The organism is Paracoccus sp. (in: a-proteobacteria) (assembly GCF_035556475.1).
Taxonomy (GTDB): Bacteria; Pseudomonadota; Alphaproteobacteria; order Rhodobacterales; family Rhodobacteraceae; genus Paracoccus.
Genome location: NZ_DATMFA010000100.1, coordinates 23,801 through 35,666, shown reverse-complemented (window position 1 = coordinate 35,666; position 11,866 = coordinate 23,801). Strand labels below are relative to the sequence as shown.

Genomic DNA, 11,866 nt, shown 5'->3' with positions numbered 1-11,866 from the left:
TCAGCGGGCGGGGGCGATAAGGCCCTGCGGGCGCAGGATCAGAAGCGCGATCATCAGCAGATAGATCAGGAAGGCGCCAAGCTCGGGGATGTAGTATTTCCCGGCGACATCGGCGGTGCCGATGATCAGGGCGGCAAGGAACGGTCCGGTCAGGGTCGCGGTGCCGCCGATGGTGACGACGATCAGCACATAGACCATGATCTTCAGCGGGAATGTCGGGTCGAGGCCCATGATCTCGATCCCCAGCGCCCCGCCCAGACCGGCAAGGCCGGAACCGACGGCAAAGGTCGCGGCGAAGATGCCGCCGACATTGATCCCCAGCCCGCGCGCGGCGCGCTGGTCATCGACCGCGGCGCGCAGCCTTGCGCCAAAGGCGGTGCGGGTCAGCACCAGTTGCAGCCCGACGACCAGCGCCGCGCAGACCACGATGAGGAAGGCGCGGTAGCGGCCGATATCGACGCCCGCGACCTCGAACCGGCCCTGAAGCCAGCCGGGCAGCGAAATCAACATCTGGCTGGAGCCGAGGCTCCAATCCGCCGCCGCGACTGCCATGAAGACCAGCGCGATCGAGAACAGCACCTGATCCAGATGGCTGCGCCGGTAGAGCCGCGCGTAAAGCGTGCGCTCGGCCACCACGCCGACAAGGGCGGGGACCAGAAAGGCCAGCGGCAGCGTCAGCACGAAGGGCACGCCCAGCCGGTTCACGGCCAGCGCTGTGACATAGCCCCCGATCATGGCGAAGGCACCGTGGGCGAGGTTCACGAAATTCATCAGCCCCAACGTCACGGCCAGTCCCGAGGCCATGACGAAAAGCAGCATTCCATAGGCGATGCCGTCGATCAGGATGGTCAGCATGGGCGCATTCCCTGGCATGCAGTCCCCGGTCCCGCGCAGCTTGGCCGCGCGGGTCGGGTTCCCTGCGATTGGCTTGGGGATCAGGAACCGGTCTTGCCGGGATCCTTCACCGCTTCGAAGGTTTCGAACTCGACGTTCCAGAGCTGGTCGTCCCGACGCTCGACCCGGCGCAGATAGACGTTCTGGACGATGTCGCGGGTTTCGGGATCGAGGCTGACCGGTCCGCGCGGGCTTTCCCAGGCGAGACCCTTCATCGCCTCGATCAGCTTGTCGCCATCGCTGTCGCCGCCGGTCTTTTCCAGCGCCGCATAGATCGCGTGCATCCCGTCATAGCCGCCGACGGCCATGAAGTTCGGGCGCATCCCGTTATTGGCGCTTTGGAAGGCCTCGACAAAGGCGCGGTTCGCGTCGCTGTCATGGGCGGCCGAGTAATGGAAGCCGGTGATCGCGGCCAGCGCCGGGTCGCCCATGCCGTTCAGGATGTCATCATCGGTGATGCCGCCATCGGCCAGCAGCTTGACGCCCGACTTGTCGAGGCCGCGTTCGACAAATTGCTTCATGAACTGCGCGCCGACGCCCGAGGGCACGAAGACAAAGATCGCATCGGGCTTCGCATCCACGACCTTTTGCAGGAAGGGCGAGAAATCGGGGTTCTGCAGCGGCACGCGCAGGGTCTGCGGCACCTCGCCCCCCGCCGCGCCGAAACTGGCGACGAAGGTTTTCTCGGCATCGACGCCGGGGCCATAGTCCGAGACCACGGTGATCGCGCGCTTGATCCCCTGCTGCGCCGCCCATTCCGCGATCTTCGAGGTGACCTGCGGCGTGGTATAGCTGGTGCGTACGACATAGGGCGAGGCCTCGGTGATCGACGAAGTCGCCGCCGCCATCACCACCGCCGGCACCTTGGCGCGCGAGGCGAGCGGCGCGGTCGCCATCGCGAGCGGCGTCAGGCCGAACCCGGCGACGACGCCGACCTTGTCGCGCACGATCAGTTCTTGGGCGACGCGCTTCGTGGTATCCGCGACCCCGGCATCATCCTTGACGATCAGCTCGATCTTGCGGCCCGCGACCTCGTCGCCATGCTCGGCGATATAAAGCTTCGCGGCCGCCTCGATCTGCCGCCCGGTCGAGGCGAAGGCGCCGGTCATCGGCAGGATCAGCCCGACCTTGAAGGGCTCGCCCCCGGCGGCAAGCGCCGGCATTCCGGCAAGCGCGGTCGAGGCCGCCAGGACTGCGCCCAGCAGCAGGCTTCGTCTTTGCATCGGTAGTTCCTCCCTGTGGTTGCGGCAGCCTCCCTTTGCTGCCGTTGACTTGGTGGGTCGATCAGCCGGGTTCGTCCCCCGGTTGCCGGATCAGGCTCGCGCCGCGGATCTGGTCCAGCAGACGGCTGGATTCCACGGCGCGCGTCAGGTTGCGCAGCGACAGCCGCGCGTGTTCGCGCATGATCGCCTCGGCTCGCGCGCTCTGGCGTGCGGCAATGGCCTCGATCACGGTGCGATGGTGGTCCTGGCCGATGCGCAGATGCTGGCGCGCGGCCCGGTCGCTTTCATACATGCCGACCAGCGAGCTGGCCGAGGCGAAGGGACGGTTGTTCGCCCGCTCGATCTCCTGGATCAACAGCGACGAGCCGGTGCCCTCGACCAGCACCCGATGGAACTGCGCGTTCAGACGCTCGTAATTCGGCAGGTGGCTGCGGTCGAAATTGTCGTCCTCGAGAAGCGTGTCCAGCTTTGCCAGAATCCCGCGAAGCTGGTTCAGCACCTCCTGCGGCGCGCCGCGCTCGGCCAGAAACCGGGCGCAAAGCCCCTCCAGCGTGCCGCGCAACTCGATGGTCTCGCCGATTTCGACCGGAGACAGCTGGCGGATGACATAGCCGCCCGCGGCCTGCTGGGTCAGCAGCCCTTCGTCCGTCATGCGCTGAAGCGCGGCGCGGATCGGGGTGCGCGACATGGACAGCATCCCGGCAAGCTGCGTCTCGGTATAGCGCAGATCAGGCTGCAACTTGCCGCCGATGATCATGTCGCGCAGGGTCATGGCCGCGCGAACGGTCTGGTTCTGCCCTGCCCCGATCTGCTCTGCTCGATCCATCGCAAATTCCTCACTCCTCGAGTGCATGTATACAACGCCGCGAGCGAGCAGAAAGAGAATCTGTGTTTTCTCATCCTTAAGTCGTAGATTTTTGAGATATGTCCAAAATCGCTGTATACACTCAAACACCTCGCCAAGCGCGGTCAGGCCGGCCAAGACCCGGAAAAAGCGGCAGGATGCCTTGAGCGGGGCCGTTCCCGCCCGCGCCGCCCATTCCGAAGGCAGCGGCGGCCATCCGCGCCGGCCCTCAGTCCTTGGTCGTAGAAACGGCTATTCGGCTTGGCGAAAACCCGGACTCGGGCCAGCGTTCCCGCAGGGAGAAGAGAAATGTCGCATCTGGAACATGTGGACGCGCAGGCGGTGGCGCGTCTGGCGCAGGGCGTTGCGCAGGGGCTTGTCGGGCATGAAAGGCTTGCCGAACGGCTGGTGATCGCCCTGCTTGCCGGCGGCCATGTCCTGCTGGAGGGGCCGCCCGGCATCGCCAAGACCCGGGCCGTCAAGCGGCTGGCCGCAAGCCTTTCGGGCAGTCACGCGCGGATCCAGTCGACGCCGGACCTGCTGCCCTCGGACCTGACCGGAACCCAGGTCTTTCGCGCCGAAAGCGGCGGCTTCGACTTTCTGCCCGGCCCGATCTTTCATTCTCTGGTGCTGGTGGATGAAATCAACCGCGCGCCGCCCAAGGTGCAATCGGCGCTGCTGGAGGCCATGGCCGAGAACCAGGTGACGACCGGCGGCACCACCCGTCCCCTGCCCGATCCGTTCATGGTCGTTGCGACCCAGAACCCGATCGAGCATGAGGGGACATTTCCCTTACCCGAGGCGCAGATGGACCGCTTCCTGCTGCATCTGAGCCTCGACCTGCCCGATGCCGAGGCCGAGCGCGGCATCCTCGATCTGGTCGAGAGCGAGACGCTGACCCCGCCCCCTGCCGTGGCGGGCCTGATCTCGGAGGCGCAGATCCATGCCGCCAAGCATCAGGTCGCGGCCGTCCATCTTGCTCCCGCGCTCAAGGATTTCATCGTCCGGCTGGTCATGGCCACGCGGCAGGGCGGCGCGGTCCATGACTGGGTCGAGCATCCGGTCTCGCCCCGCGGGACGCTGGCGCTGGCCTCGGCGGTCCGGGCGCGGGCCTGGATGTGCGGGCGCGACCACGGCCTGCCCGAGGATGTCGAGGAACTGGCCGTGGACGCTCTGGCCCATCGCCTGACCCCAAGCTGGCAGGCACAGGGCGAGGGGCGGACGGGCCGCAGCCTGATCGCCGATGCCCTTGGCGTGGTGCGCCCGTGGTAGGGGCAGCGGCAGGCATTCCTCCGGCGCTGGACCGTCCCGGCCTGCGCCTGACCGCGGCCGAGCTGATGGCCCTGCGTCCGCTGGCCCGGATGCCGCGCCAGCAACCGGCCAGCCGCCGGCCGGGCGCCATCCCCGCCCGCATCGCCGGGCATGGCATGGACCTGCGCGAGATCCGCGCCTTTGCCGAGGGCGACGACCTGCGCCGCATCGATCCCGCCGCGACCGCGCGCACTGGCCAGCTTCATGTCCGCAGCTTTCACGAGGATCGCGATGACAGCACCCTGCTGATCGCCGATTTCCGTCAGGGCGCGCTCTGGGGAACGGGAAGCGCGCTCCGCTCGGTCCGGGCGGCGCGGCATCTGGCGATGCTGGGCTGGCGCGCGGTCGGGCGCGGCAGCTCGGTCGGGCTGCTGGTCATCGGGGATGACGGCCCGGTGGCGCTGAACCCGGCCTCGGGCAGCGGGCAGATGCGGGCGATTGCCGTCGCGATGGCGCAGGCCCATGACGCGGCGCTGATGCGGCGGGGCAAGGTCACGACCGGCCTCGCACCCGCCTTCGCGCGGGCGATGCGCATGGTGCCCGCTGGCAGCCGCGTGCATCTGGCGACCGGTCCCGAGGGCACGGCCGGGGCCGACGCCGCCTTGATGCGGCTGGCGCAGGGGCGTCGGCTGGAGGTGCATGTGATCCTCGATCCGGCAGAAGTCGCGCCGCCGCCGGACCTGCTGGCCGTCAGCGATGGCAGCCACAGCCGGCACGGGCGACTGTCCCGACACGACCCGCAGCCCTGGCTGGCGCATCTGCGCATATTGGGCGCGCATCCCGATCTGGTCGCGGCCGATGACGCCGGATGAGCTGATGCAGGGGCTTGCGCCGTCGCGCCTGCCGCCGACGCTGCAAACCGCGGGATGGCCCGAATATCTCGCGCTGTTCGGGCTGGGCCTGATGCTGGGCGCGGCCCTTGCCCTGATCCTGGCGCCGATGCTGGCGCCCCGCATCTCGCGGGCCGAGCGGATCCGGCTGACCCGCCACCTGCCGCCGCAGGAGCGGCTGCTCGCGATCGCGCGGATCCTTGGCCACTTGCCCGCCGCCCTGCGCCCCGCCGCCTATGGCGCGGCCCCGCCCCCCTCGCCCGCCCGGATCGAACGCATCGCGAGGCGCGGGCGCTGATGAGCTTTGCCTTTCCGCTGGCCTTCCTCATGCTGCCGCTGCCCTTGCTGATGCGGCTGCTGCCGTCGGTCCCGGTGCAAGGCGGGCTTGTCGTGCCGCCGCAGGTCTTTGGCGACACGGTCCCCAGCCCCGCGCGCAGCGACCGCTGGCTGGCCGGGCTGGCATGGGTCGCGCTGGTCACGGCACTTGCCGGGCCGCAGCTTGACCGGCAGACGGCGCTGCTCAGCGCCTCGGGGCGCGACATCATGCTGGCGATCGACCTCTCGGGCAGCATGGAGAAAGAGGATTTCAGCCTTGACGGCCAGCCCATCTCGCGGCTCGACGCGGTCAGGCGCGTGGCCTCGCGCTTTGTCGAGGCGCGCAGCGGCGACCGGATCGGGCTGGTGGTCTTTGGCGAGCGCGCCTATGTCGCCCAGCCCGTCACCTTCGACGTCGCCGCCGTCGGCCGCGCCATAGACGAGGCGCAGATCGGCATTTCGGGGCGGGCGACGGCGATCTCGGACGGGCTCGGCCTTGCCATGCGGCGGCTGGCCGAGAGTGACGCGCCGACGCGGGTGGTGGTGCTGCTGTCAGACGGGATCGACACCTCGGGCAAGGTCGGCGCGGTCGATGCGGCGGGTCTGGCCGCACGCCACGGTATCCGCGTCCACACCATCGCCCTTGGCCCCGAGGATCTGGAGACCGCGCCGGGATCGCGCGATGCGGTCGATGCCAAGACCCTGCGCGAGGTGGCCGAAGCCTCGGGTGGGACCAGCTTCCGCGTGCGGCAGATGAGCGATCTGGAGGCGATGGCCGCGACCCTCGACCAGCTGGAGCCGAATCCCGGCGAGCGGCCGCCGCTGCGCTTCTGGCAATCCCTCTGGATGTGGCCGGCGGTCCTCGCGCTGGCTCTGTTGCTGCTGCTTGGCTGGAGGCGGGCATGATCCTGCTGCGTCCCTGGTGGCTCATGGCGCTGCCGGCGCTTGCGCTGCTGGTCTGGGCCGTCCGGCGGCGCGGGCCGGATGCGGGCGGCTGGCAGGCCGTGCTGTCGCCGCAGATGCTGGCGGGGCTGGCTGCGCTGGGACAGGTGCGGGCCGCGCCGGGTTGGGTGCGGCTCTTGCCCTTTGGGGGGGCTCTGGCACTGGTGCTGGGGCTGGCCGGACCGGCGGTGCCGCGCCCCGATGCCCCGGTCCTTGCCCAGAACGATGCGGTGGTGATCGCGATGGACATGTCGGCCTCGGTCGTCCGGGCCGGGCTGGGCGATGCGCAGGCGGCTGCCGCGCAGGTGATGGCGGGTCTGGCGGGCCGCCCGGTCGGGCTGATCCTCTATTCGGGCGAGGCCTATGTCGCCAGCGCCCCGACCGCCGACCCGCGTGTGCTGGAAAGCGTGATCTCGGTGCTGGATCAGGACACGATGCCCGACAAAAGCAGCAGCCCCTCGGCCGCGCTGGCGCTGGCGGGGCAGATGCTTGCGGGTCTTGCCCGCGCCGACCTGATCCTGATCTCGGATGGCGGCGGGGTCGATGCCGCCGCGGTGGGCGAGGCGGAACGGCTGCGCGAAAGGGGCGTGCGGGTTCAGGCGTTGAGCGTCGTGGGCGATCCGGTCGCGGATGCGGCGGCGCTGGAACGGATTGCCGAGCGCGTGCTGCCCGGCACCGAGGCCGCGCCCATCGTCGCCTCGCTCTCCCATTCGGCGGTCAGCCGCGATCCGGCGGCGGTCGCGCTGCAATATCGCGACCTCGGGCCGTGGCTTGCGACGCTGGCGCTGCTGCCGCTTCTGTGGAAATTTCGGAGGCAGGCATGAAATGGCTTCTCCTCCTCGGCCTCGCCCTTGTCGCGCTTGCCGGGCCGCAGGCATGGGGCCGGCTGGCGCTCTGGGCGGGGATGCCCGCCATGGCCTCGCATCTGCTGAGCGATCCGGCCGAAAGGGGCCTCGCCCTCTATCGCGCGGGCGATTTCGCGGCCGCCGACCGCGCCTTCGCGCAATCCGGGCGGACGCAGACCTATAACCGGGGATTGAGCCTTGCGGGGACCGGGCAATATGCGCTGTCGCGGGCCTATTTCGACGCGGTCCTTTTCGCCAATCCCGCCGATGCCGAGGCGCGGCAGAACCGCGATCTGGTCAATGCGATGATCCCGCCCGAGCAGGGGGACAGCATCGTTCCGGGCCGCATCGCCGCCAAAGGGGGGCTTGGCCCCTCGGGCCTCGCCGCGGCCACGACCTCGGGCGTCCTGATGATCAACTGGAAGCGCGATGTCGAGGCCCGCGGCATCACCGCCAGCGATGAATGGCTGGACACCCTCTCGGACGATCCGGGCGAGTTTTTGCGCCTGCGCCTCCGGGCCGAGTTCGACCGCCGCGCGGCGCTTGGCCTGATCCGCCCGGCCGAGGGCGAGCCATGGTAGGCCGGTTTCTTCTGCTGCTTTTGCTGCTCGCCGCCCCGGCGTGGGCCGATGACAGTTTGCGCCTTATCCTGCCCGATACCCGCCCCGTGGTCGGAGAGATGATCCACCTGACCGTTCGGGGTGAATATGACGGCTTTATCGCGCTGGAGGACATGACCTTTCCCGACGCGCCCGGCTATGACTGGATGCAGCTCCGGCCCGATGACTGGCGCGAGGAACGGGTGGGCGGCCTGCTCCGCCGCGTGTTCGAGCGGCAGATCGCCATCTTTCCCCGCCAGCCCGGCCGTCTGGTGATCGGCCCGGTCACGCATCACCTGACCAAGGCCGATGGCGGAACCCGGACCGAGGTGGCGATCGAGGCCCCGCCGGTTTCGATCGCGATCACGCCCTATCCGGCGCCGGGCCTGCCGCTGGCGGCGCGGAACCTCAAGGTCACGGACGAGCTTTCCGGCGACCCGGCCCGCATCCGCGACGATGAGACCATCCAGCGCCGTATCACCATCACCGCCGAGGAGACCATGGCGCATCTGCTGCCGCCCCGGCCTGAGCTGCGCGAGAAGTGGCTGATCAGCTTCACCGCCCCCGAAAAGCGCGAGACGCGGCTGACCGAGCGCGGCCCGCTGGCCTTCGTGCAATGGGAGTGGAGCCTGCGCCCCATCACGGGCGAGCAGGGGACATTGCCGCCGATGCGCTTCTCGTGGTTCGATCTGGCCAAGCGCGAGATGCGGGGGGCGATCACCCAGCCGGTGATCTTCGGCTATGGTCAGGTCGGCGCGAATGTGGGCGGCGTATCGGGCCCCGGCGCGCGCTGGCCGCAATTGCTCGTCCTGCTGGCAGGCGTAGCGATAGCGCTGGGGCTTGCCCTTTACCGCAAGGGGTGGCGTGGGCCGCACCTGCGGCGCTGGCGGCCCAATCCGCACCGGGCCGCCCTGCGCGAGGCGGCGTCGCGTGCGGACCTGCCCGAGTTGCGCCGGGTCGCGCTGGCCTATGCGGGATATGAACGGGACCGCGGCCGGAACGTCGATCCCGCCGCCCTGCACCGGCTCGACGCGGCGATCTATGCGCCGGGCGAGGGAGATCTCGACCGGGAGCGGTTCCTGAGCGAACTGACCCGGCGACCACCACGCGCGAATGGCAAAGCCGAACCGTCCGGTCAGGGGTCACACGCGAACTAGCCGCATGAGGTCGCCGGGCGTAACGGCCGCGTCGGGGGATGAATCGCAAGGGCGGCCCACATGCCGGTGGACCGCCCCGTTTGTCGCATCTGGCTGGCTTGGCCGGATCAGGCCGCGATCTTGTCCAGCGCTTCCTTGGCGCGGGCAAGCCCGCCCTCGCGGTCGAAGGCCAGCCGGTCGGCCGGGACGAATTCGACATCGGTGATGCCCATGAAGCCCAGGATGTGGCGGACATAACCCGAAGCGAAGTCGAGTTCCGAGCCGAAGGGCGTGCCGGCGGCGGCATAGGCGATGATGGCGCGCTTGCCTTTCAGCAGGCCCTCGGGGCCTTCGGCGGTATAGCGGAAGCTGAGGCCGGCGCGGGCGATCTGGTCGAACCAGTTCTTGAGCTGCGCGGTCACGGTGAAGTTGTAGATCGGCAGGCCAAGAACGACCACATCGGCGTCCTGCACCTCTTTCAGATAGGCGTTCGAGGTCGCGATCAGCGCCTGCTGGTCGGCGGTCGGGTTTTCCGGATTCAGGCGAACGGCGTGGAACCAGTCATTGTCGATGGCGGGAACGCCTTCGGCAAGGTCGCGATAGGTGACGGTGGCGTCCGGGCGCTCGGCCTTCAGCTTGGCCACGATCTCGGCGGTCAGTTGACGCGAAACCGAGGTGTCGCCGGTGATCGCGCTGTCGATATGGAGAATGTTCATTTCGGCTTCCCGTGTTCGAATGTCGAAAAGGGAGATAGGACTTTGCATGGATGAACAAAAGAGGGATAATCGCGCATCAACTGTGCATGGACGCACAATGGACGACCAGAACTGGGACGATATCCGCGCGGCGATGACCGTGGCCCGCGCCGGCACGGTCAGCGGCGCCGCCGATCTTCTGGGCGTCCATCATGCGACGGTGATCCGGCGCATCGACGCGCTGGAGGCGCGGCTGGGCGCGCGGCTGTTCCAGCGCCACCCGCGCGGCTATGCCCTGACCGAGGCCGGGCGGCTGCTTCTGGACGCCGCCACCGCCGCCGAGGCGCGCTTTGCCCAGATGGCCTCGCGGATCGCCGGCACGCGGGATCTGATCGAGGGCGAGATCACCGTGACCTCGCTGCCGGGGCTGTCGGATCTGGTGATGCCGCGCCTGACCGCGATGCTGGCGCTGCATTCGGGCCTGCGGCTGAACTATGTCACCGACCTGCGCCTTTACCGGCTGGATGCGGGCGAGGCGCATGTCGCGATCCGGGCAGGCGCCCGCCCGACCGAGCCTGACTATGTCGTCACCCCCATGTGCCAGCTTGAGGGCCGGCTTTATGCGGCTCAAGCCTATCTGGACCGGCACGGGCCGGTGCGCGACCTCTCGGGCCACGCCTTCATCGTGCCGGGCTATGAGAGCGCGCGCGCCCCGCATTCGCGCTGGATGGCCGAGCATCTGCCCGAAGCCGCGATCGTCATGGCCAGCAATGACGGCGATGCGCGCGCCGCCGCGATCCGCGCGGGGCTGGGGCTGGGCTGGCTGCTGACCGGTCAGGCCGCCGGGCTGGTCGAGGTGATGACCCTGCCGGAATGGCGCTCGCAACTCTGGCTTGTCAGCCATGTCGACCTGCACCGCACGCCCAAGGTTCAGGCGGTCCTGAAGGCGCTGAAGGACAGCGGATGAGGCTGGGCGGCAGCGTGACCAAGCTGACCCAGCACCCGGCCAGCATCTCGCAGCCGCGAATGCCGTGGCAGCGACAGATTTCGACCCCTTGCCAAGGACTTCTTGTCTGATCGCCAATGCCATGCGAGCATTTGCGGGAGTCGATGAGGGGACAAGTGCATGCCACGCGTAATTCCCGTACTGGCCCTGCTGCTGGCAATGCAATTGCCGCTGGGGGTTTCGGCCCAGACCACCCCCGCCGTGACCGTCGCCTCGGCCGAAATGACCGAGGTTCGGGCGAATGCCAGCTTTACCGGCCGGGTGGAGGCGATCCAGAAGATCGACATCCGCGCCCGCGTCTCGGGCTTTCTCGAGGAGGTGGGCTTCAAGGAGGGTGCGCGGGTCGAGGCGGGCACCCCGCTCTACCGCATCCAGGACGAGGACTACCGCGCCGCCGTCACCGAGATCGAGGGCCAGATCGCCACCGCCGAGGCGCAGCGCAAGCTGGCCGAGCTGGAGCGCGACCGCAAGGCAGAGCTGGTCAAGCGCAATGCCGTGGCACAGAACGACCTCGACATGGCGCAGGCCAATCTGAGCGAGGCGGAGGGGCAGCTTCAGCAGCTTCAGGGCACGCTGGACCGGCAAAAACTGCAGCTTTCCTATACCACGATCACCGCGCCCTTCCCCGGCATCGTCGGGCTGAGCACCGTCGATGTCGGCGCGCTGGTCGGACCCGACAGCGGTGCGCTGACCACCCTGACCCGCCTTGACCCGATCGAGGTGACCTTCCCCGTCGCGACAACCCTGCTTCTGACCTATCAGGAGAAACTGGCGCGGGGCGAGATGAGCAAGGATGCCGTGGTCCGGCTGGTCCTGCCCAATGGCACCGAATATCCCATCCGGGGCGATATCGACTATATCAGCGCGAATGTCGCGCAAGGCACCGATACCGTGTTGCTGCGCGCCCAGTTCAAGAACCCCGACGGCACCCTGCTGGACGGGGCACTGGTCCGCGTCACGTTGGAGGAGCGCGAGGGCGCGCGCGAGCTGACCGTGCCCCAGCAAGCCGTGCAGCGCGACCAGCAAGGCTCGTTCGTGCTGCTGGTCAATGCCGAGTCGAAGGTCGAGCGCCGCGCGATCAAGACCGGCAGCACCCAGCTCGGCCGCACCGTCGTGGCGGATGGGCTGGCCGAGGGCGACCGGGTCATCACCGAGGGCCTGAACAAGGTGCGTCCCGGCATCGTCGTGGACGCGACGTCTGAACCCGCAGCGGGTGGCTGAACGGC

General features: G+C 68.9%; 13 protein-coding genes. 9 read left to right on the top strand and 4 right to left on the bottom strand.

The annotated features are described in order from the left end of the window. The 3 genes from VNQ78_RS13360 to VNQ78_RS13350 all read right to left on the bottom strand — a co-directional run bounded on the left by VNQ78_RS13360 (nt 1) and on the right by VNQ78_RS13350 (nt 2,943). Nucleotides 1-855 carry a branched-chain amino acid ABC transporter permease gene (locus tag VNQ78_RS13360; RefSeq protein WP_325690534.1) on the bottom strand — a complete coding sequence of 285 codons (855 nt, stop codon included), beginning with the start codon at nt 853-855 and terminating at the stop codon, nt 1-3. A gap of 80 nt (nt 856-935) precedes the next feature. Then, entirely contained in the window at nt 936-2,117 is a 1,182-nt protein-coding gene (locus VNQ78_RS13355) for an ABC transporter substrate-binding protein (protein ID WP_325690532.1), read from the bottom strand. A gap of 61 nt (nt 2,118-2,178) precedes the next feature. Beyond that, nucleotides 2,179-2,943, bottom strand: coding sequence for a GntR family transcriptional regulator (locus VNQ78_RS13350; RefSeq protein WP_325690530.1), 765 nt, complete (start codon nt 2,941-2,943; stop codon nt 2,179-2,181). 327 nt (nt 2,944-3,270) lie between these two features. Here VNQ78_RS13350 and VNQ78_RS13345 point away from each other — a divergent pair, with 327 nt between their 5' ends. From VNQ78_RS13345 to VNQ78_RS13315, 7 genes are read left to right on the top strand one after another with little or no spacing between them, the layout of a single operon-like run. Then, complete coding sequence (locus VNQ78_RS13345; RefSeq protein ID WP_325690528.1) at nt 3,271-4,233, top strand: MoxR family ATPase; 963 nt, start codon at nt 3,271-3,273, stop codon at nt 4,231-4,233. Next, on the top strand, nt 4,227-5,084 hold the full coding sequence (locus tag VNQ78_RS13340; RefSeq protein WP_325690526.1) for a DUF58 domain-containing protein: 858 nt from the start codon (nt 4,227-4,229) through the stop codon (nt 5,082-5,084). The genes VNQ78_RS13345 and VNQ78_RS13340 overlap by 7 nt, the downstream gene beginning before the upstream one ends. A gap of 4 nt (nt 5,085-5,088) precedes the next feature. Further along, nucleotides 5,089-5,400: a hypothetical protein gene (locus VNQ78_RS13335; protein ID WP_325690524.1), complete on the top strand. Its 312-nt coding sequence runs from the start codon at nt 5,089-5,091 to the stop codon at nt 5,398-5,400. Beyond that, nucleotides 5,400-6,323, top strand: a complete 924-nt coding sequence (locus VNQ78_RS13330; RefSeq protein ID WP_325690522.1) for a VWA domain-containing protein — start codon at nt 5,400-5,402, stop codon at nt 6,321-6,323. The genes VNQ78_RS13335 and VNQ78_RS13330 overlap by 1 nt, the downstream gene beginning before the upstream one ends. After that, complete coding sequence (locus VNQ78_RS13325; RefSeq protein WP_325690520.1) at nt 6,320-7,183, top strand: vWA domain-containing protein; 864 nt, start codon at nt 6,320-6,322, stop codon at nt 7,181-7,183. Before VNQ78_RS13330 ends, VNQ78_RS13325 begins: the two co-directional genes overlap by 4 nt. Next, the gene (locus VNQ78_RS13320; protein ID WP_325690518.1) at nt 7,180-7,785 is read left to right on the top strand and encodes a hypothetical protein; all 606 of its coding nucleotides are present in this window, start codon (nt 7,180-7,182) and stop codon (nt 7,783-7,785) included. The genes VNQ78_RS13325 and VNQ78_RS13320 overlap by 4 nt, the downstream gene beginning before the upstream one ends. Next, entirely contained in the window at nt 7,779-8,960 is a 1,182-nt protein-coding gene (locus VNQ78_RS13315) for a hypothetical protein (RefSeq protein ID WP_325690517.1), read from the top strand. Before VNQ78_RS13320 ends, VNQ78_RS13315 begins: the two co-directional genes overlap by 7 nt. A 107-nt stretch (nt 8,961-9,067) precedes the next feature. On the opposite strand, the gene VNQ78_RS13310 is transcribed toward VNQ78_RS13315, so the two are convergent. Continuing rightward, a complete protein-coding gene (locus VNQ78_RS13310; RefSeq protein ID WP_325690515.1) occupies nt 9,068-9,655 on the bottom strand; it encodes an FMN-dependent NADH-azoreductase in 588 nt (195 codons plus the stop codon). Nucleotides 9,656-9,752: 97 nt separating this feature from the next. Between VNQ78_RS13310 and VNQ78_RS13305 the strand changes: the two genes are divergently transcribed. Together VNQ78_RS13305 and VNQ78_RS13300 are read left to right on the top strand one after the other, a co-directional pair. Then, nucleotides 9,753-10,601, top strand: coding sequence for a LysR family transcriptional regulator (locus VNQ78_RS13305; protein WP_325690513.1), 849 nt, complete (start codon nt 9,753-9,755; stop codon nt 10,599-10,601). Nucleotides 10,602-10,760: 159 nt separating this feature from the next. Continuing rightward, nucleotides 10,761-11,861 carry an efflux RND transporter periplasmic adaptor subunit gene (locus VNQ78_RS13300; protein ID WP_325690511.1) on the top strand — a complete coding sequence of 367 codons (1,101 nt, stop codon included), beginning with the start codon at nt 10,761-10,763 and terminating at the stop codon, nt 11,859-11,861. Nucleotides 11,862-11,866: the final 5 nt, after the last annotated feature.

What these genes read in the sequence shown, in the direction of transcription:
- VNQ78_RS13305 (WP_325690513.1), top strand. Translation starts at nt 9,753, where the DNA reads ATGGACGACCAGAACTGGGACGATATCCGCGCGGCGATGACCGTGGCC.
- VNQ78_RS13315 (WP_325690517.1), top strand. Translation starts at nt 7,779, where the DNA reads ATGGTAGGCCGGTTTCTTCTGCTGCTTTTGCTGCTCGCCGCCCCGGCG.
- VNQ78_RS13330 (WP_325690522.1), top strand. Translation starts at nt 5,400, where the DNA reads ATGAGCTTTGCCTTTCCGCTGGCCTTCCTCATGCTGCCGCTGCCCTTG.
- VNQ78_RS13335 (WP_325690524.1), top strand. Translation starts at nt 5,089, where the DNA reads ATGCAGGGGCTTGCGCCGTCGCGCCTGCCGCCGACGCTGCAAACCGCG.
- VNQ78_RS13355 (WP_325690532.1), bottom strand. Translation starts at nt 2,117, where the DNA reads ATGCAAAGACGAAGCCTGCTGCTGGGCGCAGTCCTGGCGGCCTCGACC.
- VNQ78_RS13360 (WP_325690534.1), bottom strand. Translation starts at nt 855, where the DNA reads ATGCTGACCATCCTGATCGACGGCATCGCCTATGGAATGCTGCTTTTC.
- VNQ78_RS13320 (WP_325690518.1), top strand. Translation starts at nt 7,180, where the DNA reads ATGAAATGGCTTCTCCTCCTCGGCCTCGCCCTTGTCGCGCTTGCCGGG.
- VNQ78_RS13300 (WP_325690511.1), top strand. Translation starts at nt 10,761, where the DNA reads ATGCCACGCGTAATTCCCGTACTGGCCCTGCTGCTGGCAATGCAATTG.
- VNQ78_RS13350 (WP_325690530.1), bottom strand. Translation starts at nt 2,943, where the DNA reads ATGGATCGAGCAGAGCAGATCGGGGCAGGGCAGAACCAGACCGTTCGC.
- VNQ78_RS13325 (WP_325690520.1), top strand. Translation starts at nt 6,320, where the DNA reads ATGATCCTGCTGCGTCCCTGGTGGCTCATGGCGCTGCCGGCGCTTGCG.
- VNQ78_RS13345 (WP_325690528.1), top strand. Translation starts at nt 3,271, where the DNA reads ATGTCGCATCTGGAACATGTGGACGCGCAGGCGGTGGCGCGTCTGGCG.
- VNQ78_RS13310 (WP_325690515.1), bottom strand. Translation starts at nt 9,655, where the DNA reads ATGAACATTCTCCATATCGACAGCGCGATCACCGGCGACACCTCGGTT.